Origin of the sequence: Nitrospirillum karajorum (genome assembly GCF_036348415.1) — a bacterium.
In the GTDB taxonomy this organism is placed as follows: Bacteria; Pseudomonadota; Alphaproteobacteria; order Azospirillales; family Azospirillaceae; genus Nitrospirillum; species Nitrospirillum amazonense_B.
This window is the reverse complement of sequence record NZ_JAZBQB010000003.1, coordinates 1,090,727-1,108,738: the sequence shown is the minus strand read 5'-3', so window position 1 is coordinate 1,108,738 and position 18,012 is coordinate 1,090,727. Positions and strand designations below refer to the sequence as shown.

16 protein-coding genes, 1 tRNA gene and 1 pseudogene are annotated in these 18,012 nt (G+C 68.7%); 7 read left to right on the top strand and 11 right to left on the bottom strand.

Annotation, left to right across the window (positions count from 1 at the left end):
• Window positions 1-117 precede the first annotated feature (117 nt).
• Window positions 118-192, bottom strand: a tRNA-Thr gene (locus UCD39_RS18685).
• Between the two features lie 356 nt (window positions 193-548).
• Window positions 549-2,573 (bottom strand): DNA helicase RecQ, encoded by a 2,025-nt coding sequence (recQ, locus tag UCD39_RS18680; protein WP_330497360.1) that lies wholly within the window; start codon window positions 2,571-2,573, stop codon window positions 549-551.
• Between the two features lie 442 nt (window positions 2,574-3,015).
• Between recQ and UCD39_RS18675 the strand changes: the two genes are divergently transcribed.
• On the top strand, window positions 3,016-4,278 hold the full coding sequence (locus tag UCD39_RS18675) for a polyhydroxyalkanoate depolymerase (RefSeq protein ID WP_145732893.1): 1,263 nt from the start codon (window positions 3,016-3,018) through the stop codon (window positions 4,276-4,278).
• Between the two features lie 60 nt (window positions 4,279-4,338).
• On the opposite strand, the gene UCD39_RS18670 is transcribed toward UCD39_RS18675, so the two are convergent.
• Window positions 4,339-4,686, bottom strand: coding sequence for a GNAT family N-acetyltransferase (locus UCD39_RS18670; RefSeq protein WP_330497359.1), 348 nt, complete (start codon window positions 4,684-4,686; stop codon window positions 4,339-4,341).
• 195 nt (window positions 4,687-4,881) lie between these two features.
• On the opposite strand from UCD39_RS18670, the gene UCD39_RS18665 reads away from it, so the two are divergent.
• Together UCD39_RS18665 and UCD39_RS18660 are read left to right on the top strand one after the other, a co-directional pair.
• On the top strand, window positions 4,882-5,553 hold the full coding sequence (locus tag UCD39_RS18665) for a glutathione S-transferase family protein (protein WP_330497358.1): 672 nt from the start codon (window positions 4,882-4,884) through the stop codon (window positions 5,551-5,553).
• Between the two features lie 274 nt (window positions 5,554-5,827).
• Entirely contained in the window at window positions 5,828-6,559 is a 732-nt protein-coding gene (locus tag UCD39_RS18660) for a hypothetical protein (protein ID WP_330497357.1), read from the top strand.
• Here the strand turns inward: UCD39_RS18660 and UCD39_RS18655 are convergent.
• A complete protein-coding gene (locus UCD39_RS18655) occupies window positions 6,547-7,443 on the bottom strand; it encodes an SDR family oxidoreductase (RefSeq protein ID WP_330497356.1) in 897 nt (298 codons plus the stop codon). The two genes, UCD39_RS18660 and UCD39_RS18655, sit on opposite strands and share 13 nt — an antisense overlap.
• A gap of 190 nt (window positions 7,444-7,633) precedes the next feature.
• Here UCD39_RS18655 and UCD39_RS18650 point away from each other — a divergent pair, with 190 nt between their 5' ends.
• Window positions 7,634-8,497, top strand: coding sequence for a tetratricopeptide repeat protein (locus UCD39_RS18650; RefSeq protein ID WP_330497355.1), 864 nt, complete (start codon window positions 7,634-7,636; stop codon window positions 8,495-8,497).
• A 27-nt stretch (window positions 8,498-8,524) separates the two neighbouring features.
• On the opposite strand, the gene UCD39_RS18645 is transcribed toward UCD39_RS18650, so the two are convergent.
• A complete protein-coding gene (locus UCD39_RS18645; protein ID WP_330497354.1) occupies window positions 8,525-9,328 on the bottom strand; it encodes a hypothetical protein in 804 nt (267 codons plus the stop codon).
• A gap of 249 nt (window positions 9,329-9,577) precedes the next feature.
• On the opposite strand from UCD39_RS18645, the gene UCD39_RS18640 reads away from it, so the two are divergent.
• A complete protein-coding gene (locus UCD39_RS18640) occupies window positions 9,578-9,988 on the top strand; it encodes a hypothetical protein (protein ID WP_330497353.1) in 411 nt (136 codons plus the stop codon).
• 67 nt (window positions 9,989-10,055) lie between these two features.
• Here the strand turns inward: UCD39_RS18640 and UCD39_RS18635 are convergent, their stop codons facing one another.
• Window positions 10,056-10,643 carry a methyltransferase domain-containing protein gene (locus tag UCD39_RS18635; RefSeq protein WP_330497352.1) on the bottom strand — a complete coding sequence of 196 codons (588 nt, stop codon included), beginning with the start codon at window positions 10,641-10,643 and terminating at the stop codon, window positions 10,056-10,058.
• 179 nt (window positions 10,644-10,822) lie between these two features.
• On the opposite strand from UCD39_RS18635, the gene UCD39_RS18630 reads away from it, so the two are divergent.
• Together UCD39_RS18630 and UCD39_RS18625 are read left to right on the top strand one after the other, a co-directional pair.
• Window positions 10,823-11,317, top strand: coding sequence for a DUF1178 family protein (locus tag UCD39_RS18630; protein ID WP_330497351.1), 495 nt, complete (start codon window positions 10,823-10,825; stop codon window positions 11,315-11,317).
• Window positions 11,318-11,520: 203 nt separating this feature from the next.
• A complete protein-coding gene (locus UCD39_RS18625; protein ID WP_330497350.1) occupies window positions 11,521-12,066 on the top strand; it encodes an NUDIX hydrolase in 546 nt (181 codons plus the stop codon).
• Window positions 12,067-12,155: 89 nt separating this feature from the next.
• Here UCD39_RS18625 and leuC read toward each other — a convergent pair whose 3' ends face one another.
• From leuC to ispG, 5 genes and pseudogenes are all read right to left on the bottom strand, one after another.
• The gene (gene leuC / locus UCD39_RS18620; protein ID WP_330497349.1) at window positions 12,156-13,565 is read right to left on the bottom strand and encodes a 3-isopropylmalate dehydratase large subunit; all 1,410 of its coding nucleotides are present in this window, start codon (window positions 13,563-13,565) and stop codon (window positions 12,156-12,158) included.
• A gap of 294 nt (window positions 13,566-13,859) precedes the next feature.
• A complete protein-coding gene (locus UCD39_RS18615; protein WP_330497348.1) occupies window positions 13,860-14,309 on the bottom strand; it encodes a DUF4167 domain-containing protein in 450 nt (149 codons plus the stop codon).
• 351 nt (window positions 14,310-14,660) lie between these two features.
• Complete coding sequence (prmC, locus tag UCD39_RS18610; protein ID WP_330497347.1) at window positions 14,661-15,593, bottom strand: peptide chain release factor N(5)-glutamine methyltransferase; 933 nt, start codon at window positions 15,591-15,593, stop codon at window positions 14,661-14,663.
• Window positions 15,562-16,647: a peptide chain release factor 1 gene (gene prfA, locus UCD39_RS18605; RefSeq protein WP_330497346.1), complete on the bottom strand. Its 1,086-nt coding sequence runs from the start codon at window positions 16,645-16,647 to the stop codon at window positions 15,562-15,564. Before prfA ends, prmC begins: the two co-directional genes overlap by 32 nt.
• 173 nt (window positions 16,648-16,820) lie before the next feature.
• Window positions 16,821-17,956, bottom strand: a pseudogene (gene ispG / locus UCD39_RS18600) (flavodoxin-dependent (E)-4-hydroxy-3-methylbut-2-enyl-diphosphate synthase).
• Window positions 17,957-18,012: the final 56 nt, after the last annotated feature.

Below are 18,012 nucleotides of genomic sequence, written 5' to 3'. Positions count from 1 at the left end.
GTGGCGCCACCATACCGTCATCGTATTGCAATCGTGCGACCGTCCGTCGCAGGGAACGGTAAATCAACGCCCGGTTGGACGCGGTTTGGCTCAGCGATGCGGGAATGACGGGAAGGATGGTGCCCCAAGTCGGATTTGAACCAACGGCCTACCGCTTACGAAGCGGTTGCTCTACCACTGAGCTATTGGGGCGCCCCTTGGAATGGAGGGGGGTATTAGCAGACCGAAACGCGGATGGCAACAGCGCGGTGCGATTTTGAGGTTATTTAGTGCTTCGTTCGCCCTCAGACGCCGGGCGGCCACATCCGTGGCCTAGGCTTGTCCTCGGTTCCAGTCCACTGCGTTCCCCGGAAACCTGCGGCGGACGCGGTCGCGTCCTTGTCGCTACGCTCCAGGTGCGCCCGGCAGGTTGCACGAGCATAAGGCCCAGTTTCCATGGAACTGGGCTAGGCCGCGACCGCGGCCGCCGCAGCGAGCACCGCAGGGCGCAGCGAGGAAGCCAAGCCGGCGGATGCCGGCGCCCGGCGTTTGAGGGTGGGAAACAAAACTCAGCCATCCGCCAGGATGGCGTCCAAGAACGTCGCGCCATAGCGCTCCAGCTTGCGCACACCCACGCCGGGCAGCAGGCCCAGGCCGGTCAGGTCGCGCGGGCGGCTGATCACCATCTCCATCAGTGTGCTGTCGTGGAAGATGACGTAGGGCGGCACGCCCTGGGCCTTGGCCAATTCCAGGCGTACGGCTTTCAACTTGTGCCACAGCTTGTCGTCCGGCGGGGCCAGCGCGGGGCCGGTGCGCCCGCCGCTTGTGCGTCCGCCGCCGCGCCGGCCGTCGCCCGACAGCACGGCGCGGTCGCGGCGCAGGCGCACGGTCTCCTGCCCCTTCAGCACGGACGCCGCCTGGTCGGTCAGCATCAGGCCGCCGTGCCCCTCCGGATCGGCCGTCAGGTGGCCCAGCGCCACCAACTGGCGGAACACCGTCTGCCAGTCGCTTTTCGAGATGTCGGCGCCGCAGCCGAAGGTCTTCAGCTGGTCATGGCCGAAGCGCACCACCTTTTCCGTGGCGCCGCCGCGCAGCACGTCGATCAAATGGCCCACGCCGAACTTTTGGCCGGTGCGGTAGACGGCCGACAGCGCCTTCTGCGCCGCCACTGTGCCGTCCCAGGTTTCCACCGGCTCGAAACAGGTGTCGCAGTTGCCGCAATTGCCCGGGTGCTCCTCCCCGAAATAGGTCAGCAGCACCTGGCGCCGACAATGAGCGGTTTCGCAGAAGCCCAGCAGGGCGTCCAGCTTGCGCCGTTCCGTCCGCTTGTGCTGAGCGCTGCTGTCCGATGCGTCCATCATCTGGCGCAGCATGACCACGTCCTGCAGGCCGTACAGCATCAGGGCGTTGGCGGGCAGGCCGTCGCGGCCGGCGCGACCCGTTTCCTGATAGTAGGCCTCGAGGCTCTTGGGCGCGTCCATGTGCACCACGAATCGGACGTTGGGCTTGTCGATGCCCATGCCGAAGGCGATGGTCGCCACCACCACCACGCCCTCGCCCTTGATGAAGCGGTCCTGGTTGGCCTGGCGCACGGCCGGGTCCAGGCCGGCGTGGTAGGGCAGCGCGTCCAGCCCCTGCTCCTTCAGCCAGTCGGCCAGCGCCTCCACCCGGGCGCGGGACAGGCAATAGACGATGCCTGCGTCTTCAGCGTGGTGGCGGCGGATGAAGTCCAGCAATTGCCGGCGCTCGTTGTCCTTGGGCGCCACGCGATAGGTGATGTTGGGCCGGTCGAAGCTGGAGACGAACTGCCGCGCCTCGCCCAAGGCCAGGCGCTCCACGATGTCGGCCTGGGTCTGCGCGTCGGCCGTGGCCGTCAGCGCGATGCGCGGCACGGTGGGGAAGCGCTCATGCAGCACCGACAGCTGCAGGTATTCCGGCCGGAAGTCGTGGCCCCATTGGCTCACGCAATGCGCCTCATCCAGTGCGAACAGGGAGAGGCGCGAGCGTTCCAGCAGTTCCAGGAAGCGGGGGGTCACCAGCCGCTCCGGCGCCACGTAGAGCAGGTCCAGGTCACCGCGCTCGCACGCCCGCTCCACATCCAGCGCCTCGCGCCAGTCGAGGGTGGAGTTGAGATAGGCGGCCCGCACGCCCGCCTGGCGCAGCGTGTCCACCTGGTCGCGCATCAGGGCGATCAGGGGGCTGACGACGATGGCGACACCCGGCCGGGCCAGGGCCGGGATCTGGAAGCACAGCGACTTGCCACCGCCGGTGGGCATCAGCACCAGGGCGTCGCCGCCCTGGATGACATGGGTGATGATGTCTTCCTGGTTGCCGCGGAAGGCGGAATAGCCGTAGACGCGCTTCAGGATGTCCCGCGCCGTCGCCACCGGGTCGCGCGTGCCCTGGGGCGCCTCATCCTCCGGCCAGTCGCCATGGATGATGCTGGGCTCCGGCAGGTCGCCATAATGGTCGGGCACGAAGTCGCCCATATCCGGGTGACCCATATCAGGATAGCCGGAGTCCGGCGTACCGGGATCCTGGTCGAACAGGGCGAGGGGAAGGGGCCGGGCGTGGGACATGACGGCTCTGGGCATGGCCGGGTCCCACCAGCGGAAGATGCCGCGAATGGGGCCAGGGATAGCGGGTGCGTGCTTAGGATAAGCCAATATCTAGGGGTGCCAAGGGGCCGCTGTCCACTGCTTCCTGTGGCGTCGCCCACCGTGGGCGGAACATCCCGCGAACGCCGGGAGTTCTTAGCTGGACTCGGAAAAGCCGGCCGCAGCGGGGGAAAAAGTGGTTCCGTTGCGGAAATGTGACCGCTATCGTTCGTCGCCTTCATTAAGGACCTTTTCATCCTTACCTAGCTAGGATAATGGACGAGGCATAGTTGGAAGGCCGCCTACCCCTCCGGATATAGGTTCCGGTGGATGTGGGGTAGCGGCGCGCCTGGGGCCGCCGACGCGGCAAAGCCTATTTACTCCCGAGACGCCGCCCCGCAGCGCGGGTCGTACGGCGCCGCCACGTCCAATGACGAGGATGATCCGCGTGCTTTACCAGCTGTTTGACCTGCACCATGCCGCCCTCACCCCCCTCCGCCTGGTGGCGGAGGCGACGCAGGCGACGTTCCGCCACCCCTTCGTGCCCGCGTCCTACACCGGCATGGGCCGCGCCATGGCCGCCGCCGGTGAGTTGATCGAGCGCACGACCCGACGCTGGGGCAAGCCGGAGTTCGGCCTCAACATCACCCATATCGACGGGCGCGAGGTCGCGGTCACGGAAAAGGCGGCGCTGCGCAAGCCCTTCTGCGTGCTGCGCCATTTTGAGCGCGCGACGCCGCACAGCGATCCCAAGGTGCTGGTGGTGGCCCCCATGTCCGGCCACTACGCCACCCTGCTGCGCGGCACGGTGGAGGCGCTGCTGCCGGCCCACGACGTCTACATCACCGACTGGGTGGACGCGAAGCTGGTGCCGCTGGCCCGCGGCCGCTTCGATTTCGACGACTACGTCGAATACGTGATGGATTTCATCCGCTTCCTGGGCCCGGACACCCATGTCATCGCCGTCTGCCAGCCGGCCGTGCCGACCCTGGTCGCGGCCGCCGTCATGGCCCAGACCGCCGACGACTGCCAGCCGCGCAGCATGACCCTGATGGGCGGGCCCATCGACACCCGCGTGTCGCCCACCCAGGTGACCCAGCTGGCGGAAACCCGGGACATCGGCTGGTTCGAGCGCACGGTGACCACCACCGTCCCGCCCTACTATCCCGGCGCCATGCGCCATGTGTACCCCGGCTTCGTCCAGCTCACCGGCTTCATGTCCATGAACCTGGACCGGCATGTCGGCGAGCATATGAAGATGTTCAATCACCTGGTGCGCGGTGACGGCGAAAGCGCCGAAGCGCACCGCCGCTTCTATGACGAATACCTGTCGGTCATGGACCTGACGGCGGAATTCTACCTTCAGACCGTCAATCTGGTGTTCCAGGAACATGCCCTGCCCAAGGGCACCCTGCACTACCGCGGCATGCGGGTCGACCCCTCGGCCATCAAGAAGACGGCCCTGTTCACGGTGGAGGGGGAGCTGGACGACATCTCCGCCCCCGGCCAGACGGTGGCGGCGCACGCCCTGTGCGCCGGCCTGCCGGAAGAGATGAAGCAGCACCACCTGCAGCTGGGCGTCGGCCATTACGGCATCTTCAACGGCCGTCGCTGGCGTGAACACATCATGCCGCGGGTGCGGTCCTTCATCCGCAGCCACGACAAGGCGGCGGCGCAACCGCGCCGCGACGCCGCCGTCTGATCGACCGGTTTGGAATGATGTAGACCAGGGCGGTCCCGCCGGGGCCGCCCTGGTCGCATTTTACAGCCGTATCACGTAGCGCACGAAGCCGTCCGCGCCGCCGGCCACGTTGTCGTATAGGCGGCGGGCGGTGGTGTTGGTCTCCTGCGTGTGCCAGTAGACGCGGCCCCAGCCGCCCGCCCGCCCCAGGGCCACCAGTTGGTCGATCAGGGCCCGGCCGACCCCCTGGCCGCGGGATGCCGGGTCGGTGAACAGGTCCTCCAGATAACAGACCGGGCTGGTCCCCCAGGTGTTGGGGTGCAGGACGTAGTGGCAGAAGCCCAGGATGTGGCCATCCCCGCCCCGCGCCACCAGCGCCTTGATGGCGAAATCCGGGTCCATGAGCCGGGTCCACAGCGTAGATGTCACAGCGATATCCACGTTGACCTGGTAAAAAGCGCAGTATTGGTCCCATAAAGGACGCCATGCGGCCTCGTCATCGGGGCCGATGGGCTCTATCTTAATTCCCAGGGCGGGTGACTCGGGCTTGGCCATAGGGTGATCTCCGCTTAAGGCCTTTAGGCTCTATTGGATTCAACGCGCTTACGTTAGATTGCCGCCCACATGCGTACACTTATCCATCATCCCCTGTCCCCCTTCGCGCGCAAGGTGCGCGTCGTCCTGGCGGAAAAACGTCTTGAGGTCGAACTCGAGGTCGAAAAGCCGTGGGAACGCCGGGATGAGTTCCTGGCGCTGAATCCGGCGGGCGAGCTGCCGGTGCTGATCGAGGATGACGGGGCGACGGTGGCGGAACACGCCGCCATCTGCAGCTATCTGGAAGAGGCCTACCCCCACGCCCCCACCCTGCTGGGTCGGGAGGTGCTGCTGCGGGCGGAGGTGCGGCGCCTGGCCGCCTGGTTCGACGTGAAGTTCAACCAGGAGGTGACGGAGAACCTGGTGGGTGAAAAGCTGATCAAGCGCTTCTCCGGCTCCGGCACGCCGCACGCCCAGGCCATCCGGGCCGGCCTGGCCAACATCCATTACCACCTGGACTACATCGCCTATCTGGCGGACCGGCGGAAATGGCTGGCGGGCAACGAGTTCTCGCTGGCCGACATCGCGGCGGCGGCGCACCTGTCCACCATCGACTATCTGGGCGACGTGCCGTGGGACCAGCATCCCGAGGCCAAGGACTGGTACATGCGCATCAAGTGCCGGCCCAGCTTCCGCCCCCTGCTGGGCGACCACCTGCCGGGCGCCCCGCCGCCCAAGCATTACGCGGATTTGGACTTTTAATTTTTAGTTGCCCCCTCAGGCGGCGGGGGCGGGCATCCGCCCGCTTGCCTTATCCTCATCCTCGCTTTCCAGTCCGCTACGCTCCCCGGAAAGCTCCGGCGGCCCCGGTCGGGGCCTACAGCGGCATGATGTCCATGCCGCTGGGGCTTATTGAACCGGCTGATTGCCAAATCTGGGTTTCGTTCCCGCCATAAATCCGCCGCGTCCCCTTGCCATAAGCGGGGGAGAACACCGATGCATTCCGCATCGGCCAAGAAACGATGGGTGGAACCCGATGCGTAGCCTGATTGCCGCCTCCCTGATCTCGACCGCCAGCCTCGGCGCCCTGCCTCTGGCCGCCGTCCCCGCCGTGGCGCAGGTCATGACGGCCCCGCCGGTGCAGGACCAGGTGACCCTGACCCTGATGGCGGAGGACTGGGTGAAGACCGACACGGCCCGCGTGTCGCTGACGGTGGACGCTGGCGGCGGCAGCGCCGGCTCCGCCCGCGCGGACATCCTGAAGGCGGCGCAAAGCGTGTCGGACAAGGGCGAGTGGCGCGTGGTCGCCTTCGACCGGCAGCAGGACGCCGCCGGCTTGGATCAGTGGCGGGCGGAGTTGGAGACACGCCTGCCCGAGGCGCAGCTGGGTGGCCTGGCCGACCGCGCGCGTCAGGCCAGCCGCCCCGGCCTGCAAATCCGGGTGGCGGGCATGGACTTCACCCCCACCCTGGCGGAGCAGGAGGCCGTGCGTAGCCGCCTGCGCGAGACGCTGTACCGCCGCGTGAATGATGAGATGAAAGGCCTGAACACCGCCTTCCCCGGCCGGGACTTCCGCGTCGGTCGGGTGGACTTCAACGCCCCGGTGATCGGCGGCGGCATGGCCCCCCGCGCACCGATGATGGCCATGGCCAAGACGGCGGATGGCGCCGCCGCCGAGGGCGGCGGGCTGGACGTGGCGCAGAAGGCGACGCAGACGGCCCGCGTCACCTTCTCCGCCTACGCGCCGGCGGCGCCTCAGGGGCGGTGAGCGTCCCGCTCCGTCGCCAGCTGGTCCGCCAGCCCCTCGCGGTAGCTGGGATAGCGCAAGGTCACCCCCAGCTCCGCCTTGATGCGGGCGTTGGAGATGCGCTTGTTCTCGCCATAGAAGCTGGCGGCCATGGGCGACAGGTTGGCCTGATCGAACGGCACCAGGGGCGGCGGTTCCAGCCCCAGCAGCTCGGCGGCGTAGGCCACCACCTCGGGCGAGGGGCAGGGGTGGTCGTCGGCGACGTTGTAGATGGCGCCGGGGTTGGGTCGTTCCATGCTGGCCATCAGGGCGCTGCCCAGATCGTGGATGTGGATGCGGCTGAACACCTGGCCCTTCTTGTCCACCCGCCGCGCGGTGCCGGCCCGCATCTGGTCCAGCGCGCTGCGGCCGGGGCCGTAGATGCCGGGCAGGCGGAAGCGGTGGACGGGCAGGCCGTGGGCGCCGTGCAGGGCCATCCACTGCCCCTCCGCCACGGCGCGGGCCACGCCCCGTTCCGTGCTGGGCTGCACCGGCGCCGATTCGTCCACCCAGCCGCCATCCCGGTTACCGTAGACGCCGGTGGTGGAGAGATAGCCCACCCAGCGCAGGCCGGGCAGGGCCAGGATGGCGGGCGTTAGCGCCGCCAGCACGCCGTCCACCTCCGAGGTGGGTGGCACGGAGTCCAGCAGATGGGTGGTGCCTGCCAGGGCCGTCGGGTCCAGCGATTGGCCGGGGCCGAAGATATGGGCCTCGATGCCCCGTGCGCGCAGGGCGGCCGCCTTTTCCGCCGTGCGGCAGGTGCCGGCGACCAGCCAGCCGGCCTCAAGCAGCCGGTGGGCCAGCGCCGTCGCGCTGAAGCCCAGGCCGAAGCAGAACAGGCGGCGGGGCGCGGGGGACTGCGGCATCGGGTCAGGCTCCATTAGATTAACCATAAGGGGCGCCGGCGGCGACCCCTGCACCTTCAGGATGGCAGGGCTCACGCCTGCCAGAGCGGTGTCCGCCCGTGCTATCCTGTGACCCGTGGCCGCGCCCGAATCGGCAAGGCCCGGGATGAAAGCACTTGCGATCCATCCGCCGTTCGGGACTCTAGGCGTCATGATGATTACCCTCAAGCACCCCCTCCGCTTTTCCGCCCGCCTGGCGGCGGCGGTCACCGTCCTGTGCGGCATCGCCGGCGTGGCCAGTGCCGCGCCCGTGGCCCTGAACCGCGACACCTGCCTGGAGCGGGCCAAGCAACTGCCCGACTTCGCCTATGCCGAGGCGCAGCTGTGGGAAAAGAAGGGCGGCGGCGACGATGCCCGCCTCTGCCAGGCCATGGCCCAGCTGTTCCGGGGCGAATACAAGGAATTGGCGGTGGCGCTGGAGGCGGTGATCCCCGCCCTGGGCCTGCCGCCCAAGGTGACGGCGGGGCTGTGGGGCAAGGCCGGCTGGGCCTGGTTCAACGCCAAGGAACACGCCAAGGCGGATGTCGACTACACCAAGGCCATCGGCCTGCAGCCCACCGATCCCGACCTGCTGATCGACCGCGCCACCGAACGGGCGGGGGCGGAGCGCTGGTGGGACGTGCTGCGTGACCTGGACCGGGCGTTGACCCTGGACGGCGGCCGGGTGGACGCCATCATCATGCGGGCGGAAACCAAGCACCGCCTGGGCCGCGATGTGGAGGCCGGGCGCGACCTGCGCATGGCGCTGTCGCTGGACCCGGACAACGCCCAGGGCCTGTTGCTCAGCGGCAATATCAAGGCCGACCGGGGTGACAAGGTCGGGGCCAAGGCCGATTGGGCCCACGCCGTGCAGGTGGCGGGCGACACCGCCGCCGGCGCCGCCGCCCAGGACAACATCCTTCGCCTGGATGGCAAGGACCCGCTGAAGGACGACGCGGCGGGCAAGGCGGCCCCGAAGACCGATGGGAAAAAGACGGACGACAAGCCCCAAGGCGACAAGCCCCAGGGCCAGTGACGGCCAAGGCTCACGGTTCCTCTGCCTTCAGGGCGCTCCGGCTGTGCGCGGTCCAATGCGGCCCGCCTGGACATAACCCACCTTGTCCCCGTCTTCGGTTTCGACATGGACCCGCAGCCAGCCGGGAACCACGTCGCCCGCCAGCACCTCCACCGGTGTGTGCGGTGTCAGCAGGATGTCGATGGTCTCTTCCCGGCCCGGCGATCCGTAGAGATAGGCGGTGCGGCCGGCAATTTCGCTGTCGCGGCGCAGGACGGCATCCGTCGGCGCCGGCATAGGCTTGGCCGGGACGCGGGGCTTGGCGGGGACGGCGGGTCGTGGATCATCGGTGGCCATTTGGTGAGACCCCGGGCCCGTCGCCACGGGACGCGGCGGGGGTACGGTCCGCGATTGCACGCTTATGAGCACGGCCAGGGCGCACACCAGCGCGCCTGCGGCTCCGTGGGCCCACCAGTGTCGGCGGCCCTGGCGGCGGATGGCTTCCCCCTCCGTCGTCACCTGCACCACGCGGGCCTCCGCCTTTTGGGCGGCGGCGTGCGCGGCGGCGAGCTGGGCTTGGGCCTCCCGCAGGCTGAGGGTCAGTTGCTGGTTCTGCCGCGTCAGGTCGTTGGCACGGCGGTTACAGGCGGTATGGTCGGCCGGTGCCGTCCGCGTGGCGGCGGGGGCCGGCTGGGTGATCCAGTGCCCCAGGTCGTTGAAGTTCAGGCCGCGCTGCCTCAAGGCCCCCTGCAGCTTCCGCAAGGCGGCGGTGGCCTCGCCCTCATGGTCCGACCCCATCAGGCGGACCAGCTTGGCGATGTGCTCCCGGTCCTTGTCCTTTGTGCTGTCCATACCTTCCGCCCCGCCCCCGTCCCCGCGCCCCAGCCTATGCCAGACGCTCATAGTACGCAGCGGCGGTCGGGCACATAGGGCGGAAAAGTCTTAACCTTTTGGCAAGGAGTTCGGCGGAAAGGCCGTGATGAAATCGCGTCTTTGCCACAATCCGGGCCAACGGCGGCCCTCATGCCTTGGGATTATGACCCTGCGCCCCGATGGTGGGACGCCCGATCAAACCCCCTCTGATCACTAAGGATCACGACCATGAGCATGTTCGCCCACCGCCGTCCCCTGCTGGCCCTCGCTACCGCCGCGGCCGTGATGGTGTCTTACGGGGCGTTCGCGGCGGACACCCCCGCCGCTCCGGCCAAGACCGCCGCCTCCACGGCGACCGCCCCTGCCGCCGCCCCTGCCGCCGCCCCTGTCGCCGCCACCCCCGCCACCGCGGGCACGACGACCGCCCCGGTGCAGAAGGCCGCCGAGGCCGGCAAGCCGGTTGAGGCCACCAAGGCCACCGAGGTGAAGACCGACGCCAAGGCGTCCGAGACCAAGACCGAGGCCAAGGCTGAAACCAAGGTCGAGGGCACGAAGGAGACCAAGAAGGTCGCCCATCATCATCATGCGAAGAAGGCCAAGGCCGAAGCCGGCAGCGAAACCGCCGCACCCAAGAAGTAAGCCCCAGCCCTTACACGCCTCCTGAACAGGACGGCCCCGGCCTCAGCGGTCGGGGCCGTTTCTGTTTTCAGGCGTGCGGCAGGGGGCGCGGCTCGGGCTCGCCCTCCATGTCCGGGGCGGGCAGCGGGCGCACGGCGGCCAGGCGCTGCACCACGGCGGCGCGGGGCAGGGCGATCTCCCCCTGTTCGAAGGCGACCACCTGCAGGCCGGCGTCCCGCGCCAGGGCCAGCAGTTCGCCCGCGCGCAACAGGAAGGCGGGGCTGGAGGGCCGGCCATGGCGCTGGTTGCCCTGGGCGAAGGTCTCGTACAGCAGCACCCCGCCGGGGGCCAGCAGGGTGGGCAGGCGCGGCAGAAGCGGCCGGTGCAGGTAGTTGGTGACGACAATGCCGGCGTAGGCGCCGCCCAAATCCACCGGTGCCTCCCCCTCCAGATCCGCCTGCAGAAGGGTGACGCCCGGTTGGTCCGCCAGGTCGGCCAAGCCGCGCAGGTCGATGTCCACCGCCGTGACCGGGTGGCCCCGCCCCCGGAACAGCCGGGTATGCCGGCCGCCGCCACAGGCCACGTCCAGCACGGCGCCACCCCGGGCGACCAGGGGCGCGAAGCGGGCGACCCAGGCGCTGGGTTGGCCCCGGGGATCGCAAACGGACGGCATCATGGCATGCGCTCTGAATATAAGGGGTGGTGTATGATCCGCGGGCGGCTGGGCCGCCGGGCCGGTCCATTGTCAGGGCGGCTTTTCCCACCCACATCAAGACTGTATATGACACTTTCCAGTTCGAGTCGTCGCCCAGTCCGAGTCGTCGCAAGGCGCTGCGCTCCTCAAGATTCCGTTCCATGATCCTGTATGAAATGAAATGTGGCCAGGGCCACACCTTCGATGTCTGGTTCCGCAACGCCGACGCCTGTGATCAGCAGCTGGCGGCGGGCGAGGTCGCGTGCGCGGTCTGCGGCGATCATCAGGTGGGCAAGGCGCCCATGGCGCCTCGCATCGCCAAGGGACGGGGCGGCCGCGCGGAAGAGGGGAACGCCCCCGTTTCCGTGCCGGCGCCGCAGCAGCCAGCACCGGAGGTGACGCCGGCGGTGATGGCCGAGGCGGCGGCCCAGGGCCCGGCGGCGGTGCTGTCCCTGTTGCGGGAGGTGCGCCGCCAGGTGGAGGCCAACGCCACCCATGTGGGCGACCGTTTCGCCGAGGAGGCGCGCAAAATCCACTACGGCGAGACCGAGGCCAAGCCCATCTACGGCCAGACCACCGACGAGGAAGCGGCGGAGCTGGAGGACGAGGGCGTGACCTTCGCCCGCATCCCGTGGGTACCCAAACACGACTCTTGATCGTATTCCCAAACGCCGGCGGGGCATCCGCCCCTTGGCTTGTCCTCACTTTCCAGTCCGCTGACGCTCCCCGGAAAGTTCCGGCGCCTGCGGTCGCAGGCTGGCGCTTCGCGTCCGGTGCCTTTGGGGGCAGGTGCTTTGGAGCGCTTCGCATCGGCGGCGGGGCCGTTATAGTGGCGTAAAGCAGCGAGGGAGAGCGCCCCATGTCCGATCCCGTGCCGACGTTCGGGCCCCGCGTGGTGACGGTGCCGCCGGGGGAGGATCGGGAACGGCTGGTCTGCCCCGACTGCGGCTATATCGCCTATGACAACCCCAAGATTGTGGTGGGTTCCGTCGCCCTGTGGCAGGACCGCATCCTGCTGTGCCGCCGCGCCATCCCGCCCCGCATCGGGTACTGGACCCTGCCCGCCGGCTTCATGGAGTTGGGGGAAACCACCCAGGACGGCGCCGCCCGCGAGGCGTGGGAGGAGGCGGGCGCACGCCTGGCCATCGGGCCCTTGCTGGCCGTCTACAACATTCCCCGCATCAGCCAGGTGCAACTGATCTACCTGGCCACCCTGACCAGTCCGGACATCGCCGCCGGCGTGGAAAGCCAGGAAGTCGCCCTGTTCGCCTGGGAGGATGTCCCCTGGACCGACCTGGCTTTCCCCAGCGTCGACTGGGCCTTGCGCGAGTATGAGGCCCGGCGGGACCTGATCCGCGCCGGCCAGCCCTTCGCCCCCGCCGCCAATCCGGTGGATGGACTGTGACCCGGGTAGGCATGGGCCATCGCTGAAACGCGAACGGCGCGGAACCCGAAGGGCCCGCGCCGTCGCTCGGATCACTCCGTGGCGTCCGCTCAGTTCAGCGTGCGCACGTCCGTCAGCTTGCCGGTCAGGGCGGCGGCGGCGGCCATTTCGGGGCTCACCAGATGGGTGCGGCCGCCGGGGCCCTGGCGACCCTCGAAGTTGCGGTTGGAGGTGGAGGCGCAGCGCTCACCCGGCTTCAGCTTGTCGTCGTTCATGGCCAGGCACATGGAGCAACCGGGCTCCCGCCAGTCGAAGCCTGCGGCGGTGAACACCTTGTCCAGGCCCTCGGCCTCCGCCTGTTCCTTCACCAGGCCTGAACCAGGGACCACCATGGCGTAGATGCCATCTTTCACATGGCGGCCTTCCACCACCTTGGCGGCAGCGCGCAGGTCCTCGATGCGGCTGTTGGTGCAGCTGCCGATGAAGACCTTGTCCACGGGAATGGCGTCCAGCGGCGTGCCGGCTTCCAGCCCCATGTACTTCAGCGCGCGTTCCATGGCGGCGCGGCGGTGCTCATCTGCCTCGTCGGCGGGGTTGGGCACGGCGGCGGTGATGGGCAGCACGTCCTGCGGGCTGGTGCCCCAGGTGACCATGGGGGCGATGTCCTCGGCCTTCAGAACGACCTCGCGGTCGTAGACCGCACCCTCGTCCGAGGGCAGGCTCTTCCACCAGTTGACGGCCTGTTCCCAGGTCGCGGCCTTGGGCGCCTGCGGGCGGCCCTTCAGGTAGTCGAACGTGGTCTCGTCCGGGGCGATCAGGCCGGCGCGGGCGCCCGCCTCGATGGCCATGTTGCAGACCGTCATGCGGCCTTCCATGCTCAGGCCCCGGATGACGGAGCCGGCGAACTCGATGACATGGCCGGTGCCGCCGGCGGTGCCGATCTTGCCGATGATGGCCAGCACCACGTCCTTGGCGGTCACGCCCACGGGCAACTCACCATCCACGGTGATGCGCATGTTCTTCGACGGCTTCAGCAGCAGGGTCTGCGTGGCCAGCACATGTTCCACGTCCGACGTGCCGATGCCGAAGGCCAAAGCGCCAAACGCACCGTGGGTGGCGGTGTGGCTGTCGCCGCAGACGATGGTCATGCCCGGCTGGGTCAGCCCCTGCTCCGGCCCCACGACGTGGACGATGCCCTGGCGGATGTCGGACATGTCGTAATAGTCGACGCCGAATTCCTTGGTGTTGATGGCCAGCTGCTCGACCTGGACGCGGCTTTCCTCATTCTTGATGCCGGCCAGGCGGTCATGGCTGGTGGGGACGTTGTGGTCGGCCACGGCCAGGGTCGCGGACGGGCGGCGCACCTTGCGGCCGGCCATGCGCAGTCCTTCGAACGCCTGCGGGCTCGTCACCTCATGCACGAGGTGGAGATCGATATAGAGCACGCATGTGCCGTCCTCCTGCCGGTGAACGACATGGCTGTCCCAGATCTTGTCATAGAGGGTGCGCGGCTTGCCCATGGATCTTCACTCTAATGCGGACCGACATTTCTGAAACGCCAAAACCCGTGCGGCGGGTCTTTTTGTTTCACGGAGGCGCAGAATAACGACCGGTCCTGTCGTGAACAAGCGCAAGAGCGTGCCGTCGCCGCATAGCGGTCATTTGTTCTTGCGTCCCCAGCGCCGGCCCAGCACCGGCCCAGCAGCGGGGCGGGCTTCCCCAGGGGCCGAGGCCCCGATTGGGGCCGCCGGCGCCCGAGGCACCTAAAACAGGGCAGCAAAAAGCCCCGCCGGTGAGGGCGGGGCTTTTTAAGATCACGCGCTCAGCGTCTCGCGTTCGTCTTCGGCCGGGCTGTCGCCCTCGCCCTCGTCGGACGCGTCGCCACTGTCGGCGTCGTCGTAGCCCGTCTGCGGCTGGTAAGGCCGGGGCTCACCGCCGCGCTGGCGCTGTTCGGACTCGTTGATCTGCGTGATGATGCGGAAATAGTGCTCCGCATGCTGCAGATAGTTTTCTGCCGCTACCCGGTCACCGGACGACTGGGCGTCCCGGGCCAGGGCCAGGTACTTCTCATGCACCTGGAAGGCGTTGCCGCGGATGCGCACATCCGGGCCGTTGCTGTCAAAGGTCTGGTGGCGCAGGGGCACGTTCTGGCGGCGGTTATTGCCGCCCCCGTTGTTGCCATTGCCGCCGCCGTTGCCGCCGGCATTGCCACCGTTGTTACCGCCGCGTCCACGCGAACGCCTGGAGTTCGGTCCCTGTCTCATCCGACTGCTGCTCTAGCCCCGTTGGAGTTCAATGCATGCCGTGCCAAGGGGGCGGAGCTTTTCCATCCGCGCCACTGCATCCGATCCCGGAATCCACCCGTTACCCGGATTGAAACCGGATCGACCATGCTGGGCAAACTGGCATGCCGTGGTGATCATTCTTGGCCCATGAACGCTAGCCGGACCCCTGCACGGGTGTTTCCCCGTTTGGACCTGGCGCGTCGCCCCTTCGGCCTTCACCACGCGAACACGACCCTAAACGCAGTATCCCGCTAATCCAACATCTTTTTTGGCGAAGCGCCCCTGCGTTCCCGGCGCAGACGGTCAGGTCAGCCGGCGTCGTTCCGTCCTTTAGGAAGAGGCGGGGCTGCCGGGCGGGGTACGGGCGGCCACCACCCGGTCATGACCGGCCAAGTCGTCGACCCGTTCCAGAACCTCCAGGCCCCCGGCGGTGAACAGGGCCGCCACGTCCGCTCCTTGGCCGGCGCCATGCTCCACCGCCAGCAGCCCGCCGGGAATGAGCAGTCCGCCGGCGACCTTGGCCAAGTGGCGGTACGGGTCCAGCCCGTCGGCGCCGCCATCCAGGGCGCGCAGGGGATCGAAGGTCCGCACCTCCGGCTCCAGGTTGGCGATGTCGGCTGCCGGGATGTAGGGTGGGTTGGACACGATGGCGTCGAAGCGGCCACCGGGCGCACCGGCTGCCAGGGCGTCCGTCCAACTGCCCACCATGAAGGCGCTGCGGCCGGCGAACCCCAGATCCCGCGCGTTGGCGGCGGCGGCCCGCGCGGCGCCGGGGGCGATATCCACGCCCAGGCCCCAGGCGCCCGGCAGTTCCGACAACAGGGCCAGCAGGATGCAGCCGCTGCCCGTGCCCAAATCCAGCAGGCGCCGGGGGCGCCCGCCGTCCGGCAGATGGCGCAGGGCCGTTTCCACCAGGGTTTCGGTATCGGGGCGGGGGTCCAGCGTGTCGGGGGCCAGGCGGAACTCCAGGCTCCAGAACTCCCGCTTGCCCAGGATGCGGGACACCGGCTCCCGCGCGGCGCGGCGCTCGACCAGGGCGGTCAGCGCGGCCTGGGCTTCGGCCGGCACGGGTCGGTCGCCCTCCAGCAGCAGGACGGTGCGCGACCAGCCCAGCGCCTCTTCCGCCAGCAGGCGCACGTCCAGCCGGGGGCTGGCGCAACCGGCGGCCGCCAGGCGCGCCTCGGCCGCCTTCAGCACGGTGCGAAGGGGCAGGGGGGAAGGATCGCCGCGCTCACTGCAGTTCGGCCAGGCGCTCCGCCTCATCCTGGGCGATCAGCGCCTCCACCACCTCGTCCAGGGCTTCGCCCGCCATGACCTTGTCGATCTTGTAGAGCGTCAGGTTGATGCGGTGGTCGGTCACCCGGCCTTGGGGAAAGTTGTAGGTGCGGATGCGTTCGGAGCGGTCGCCGCTGCCCACCTGGCTTTTGCGGTTGGCCGCGCGCTCGGCGTCCAGGGCGCTGCGCTGCAGGTCATAGAGGCGGGAGCGCAGCACGCGCAGGGCCTTGGCCTTGTTCTTGTGCTGCGACTTCTCATCCTGCTGGCTGACCACCAGGCCGGTGGGCAGGTGGGTGATGCGCACGGCGCTGTCGGTCGTGTTGACCGACTGTCCGCCCGGGCCGGACGAGCGGAATACGTCGATGCGCAGGTCCTTCTCATCGATCTGGATGTCCACCTCCTCCGCCTCGGGCAGCACGGCCACGGTGGCGGCGGAGGTGTGGATGCGGCCCTGGGTTTCGGTCGCGGGCACGCGCTGCACCCGGTGCACGCCCGATTCGAACTTCAGCCGGCGGAACACGCCCCGGCCGGAAATGCTGGCGATGGCTTCCTTGTAGCCGCCCAGCCCGGTCTCAGAAATTTCGATGACCTCGAAGCGCCAGCCCTGAATACCGGCGTAGCGGCGGTACATATCGAACAGGTTGGCGGCGAACAGGGCCGCCTCATCACCACCGGTGCCGGCGCGCACCTCCAGCATGGCGTTCTTGTCGTCGGCGGCGTCCTTGGGCAGCAGGGCCAGCATGACCTGGCGTTCCAGCCCGGGTAGGGCCTTTTCCGCCTGGATCAGCTCTTCCTGCGCCAGCTCCCGCATCTCGGGGTCGGCTTCGGCTTCCGCCATGCGGACCAGTTCGGCCAGGTCGGACCGGGCGCGGCGCAGGTCCGCGATGGATTCCGCCACCGGCGTCAGCTCCGCGAACTCCTTGCTCATGCGGGTGTAGGCGTCGGCCGCCAGCGTTCCCGTCGCCAGGGCGTCGCGCAGTTCGTCATGCCGGGCCGACAGCTTGGCCAGCGTGTCCCCGAACCGTTCTTCCAATGTGGTCATGGTGTTTCCGTCATCCCGTGTCCGGGCTGACTAAAGCCCTCAAGCGCCGGGCGCGGCCATCCGGCCGCTTGGCTTCCTCGCTTTTCAGTCCGCTTCGCTTCCCAAAAAGCTCCGGCGGCCCCACTTGGGGCCTAGCGGCATGAGCCAAGGCTCATGCCGCGGGCACTTTCATACTACTCGGCGGCAGCGGCGGCTTCTTCGGCGGCCTGGGCGGCCTTGATTTCCTCGGCCTTCTTTTCCACCAGCGACACCAGGTGGTCGACGATGCTCTCGTCCTTCAGGCGGTGGGCCGGCTGGCCGGCCAGGAACACCTGGTGCACGCCCTTGCCGCCGCCGGTGAAGCCGATGTCGGTCATGGTGGCCTCACCCGGGCCGTTCACCACGCAGCCGATGACCGAGACGGTCATGGGGGTGGTGATGTGGGCCAGGCGTTCCTCCAGCACCTCGACCGTCTTGATGACGTCGAACTGCTGGCGGGCGCAGGACGGGCAGGAGATGACGGTGACGCCGCGGCGGCGCAGGCCCAGCGACTTCAGCATCTCGAAGCCGACCTTGACCTCTTCCTCCGGGGGGCGGACAGTGACACGCGGATGGTGTCGCCGATGCCCGACCACAGCAGCATGCCCAGGCCGATGGACGACTTCACCGTGCCGGCGCGCAGGCCGCCAGCCTCGGTGATGCCGATGTGCAGGGGATAGTCGCAGGCTTCCGCCAGGCCCTGATAGGCGGCCACGGCCAGGAACACGTCCGACGCCTTCACGGAAATCTTGAACTCCCGGAAGTCATGGTCTTCCAGGATCTTGGCGTGGGTCAGGGCGCTTTCCACCAGGGCTTCCGGGCAGGGCTCGCCGTAGCGTTCCAGCAACTCACGCTCCAGCGAGCCGGCGTTGACGCCGATGCGCATGGCGCAGCCATGGTCCTTGGCGGCCTGCACGACCTCGCGCACGCGGTCGTGCGACCCGATGTTGCCGGGGTTGATGCGCAGGCAGGCGGCACCCGCCTCGGCGGCCTCGATGGCGCGCTTATAGTGGAAGTGGATGTCGGCCACGATGGGCACGTTCACCGCCTTCACGATCTCCTTCAGCGCCGCCGTCGACTCCTCGTCGGGGCAGGAGACGCGGACCATGTCGGCGCCGGCCTCTTCGGCCCGCAACACCTGCTCGATGGTCGCCTTGGCGTCGGCGGTCAGCGTGTTGGTCATGGTCTGGACGGAGATCGGCGCGTCGCCACCGACCAGGACCTTGCCGACGCGAATCTGACGGGAGGGCCGGCGCAGGATCTGGCGATACGCACGATGGGAGGTGGACATGGGAACGGGCCTCATGAGGGAATTTTGACCGTAAAGTGCTGCCGGACGGCCCCGGG

Bases quoted from the DNA above. Each gene is read 5' to 3' on its own strand.
- prfA (WP_330497346.1), bottom strand. From the start codon at position 16,647: ATGACCACATTGGAAGAACGGTTCGGGGACACGCTGGCCAAGCTGTCG.
- leuC (WP_330497349.1), bottom strand. From the start codon at position 13,565: ATGGGCAAGCCGCGCACCCTCTATGACAAGATCTGGGACAGCCATGTC.
- UCD39_RS18615 (WP_330497348.1), bottom strand. From the start codon at position 14,309: ATGAGACAGGGACCGAACTCCAGGCGTTCGCGTGGACGCGGCGGTAAC.
- UCD39_RS18675 (WP_145732893.1), top strand. From the start codon at position 3,016: ATGATCCGCGTGCTTTACCAGCTGTTTGACCTGCACCATGCCGCCCTC.
- UCD39_RS18650 (WP_330497355.1), top strand. From the start codon at position 7,634: ATGATGATTACCCTCAAGCACCCCCTCCGCTTTTCCGCCCGCCTGGCG.
- UCD39_RS18635 (WP_330497352.1), bottom strand. From the start codon at position 10,643: ATGATGCCGTCCGTTTGCGATCCCCGGGGCCAACCCAGCGCCTGGGTC.
- UCD39_RS18645 (WP_330497354.1), bottom strand. From the start codon at position 9,328: ATGGACAGCACAAAGGACAAGGACCGGGAGCACATCGCCAAGCTGGTC.
- recQ (WP_330497360.1), bottom strand. From the start codon at position 2,573: ATGCCCAGAGCCGTCATGTCCCACGCCCGGCCCCTTCCCCTCGCCCTG.
- UCD39_RS18655 (WP_330497356.1), bottom strand. From the start codon at position 7,443: ATGCCGCAGTCCCCCGCGCCCCGCCGCCTGTTCTGCTTCGGCCTGGGC.
- prmC (WP_330497347.1), bottom strand. From the start codon at position 15,593: ATGAGGCGGAGCGCCTGGCCGAACTGCAGTGAGCGCGGCGATCCTTCC.
- UCD39_RS18660 (WP_330497357.1), top strand. From the start codon at position 5,828: ATGCGTAGCCTGATTGCCGCCTCCCTGATCTCGACCGCCAGCCTCGGC.
- UCD39_RS18625 (WP_330497350.1), top strand. From the start codon at position 11,521: ATGTCCGATCCCGTGCCGACGTTCGGGCCCCGCGTGGTGACGGTGCCG.
- UCD39_RS18630 (WP_330497351.1), top strand. From the start codon at position 10,823: ATGATCCTGTATGAAATGAAATGTGGCCAGGGCCACACCTTCGATGTC.
- UCD39_RS18640 (WP_330497353.1), top strand. From the start codon at position 9,578: ATGAGCATGTTCGCCCACCGCCGTCCCCTGCTGGCCCTCGCTACCGCC.
- UCD39_RS18665 (WP_330497358.1), top strand. From the start codon at position 4,882: ATGCGTACACTTATCCATCATCCCCTGTCCCCCTTCGCGCGCAAGGTG.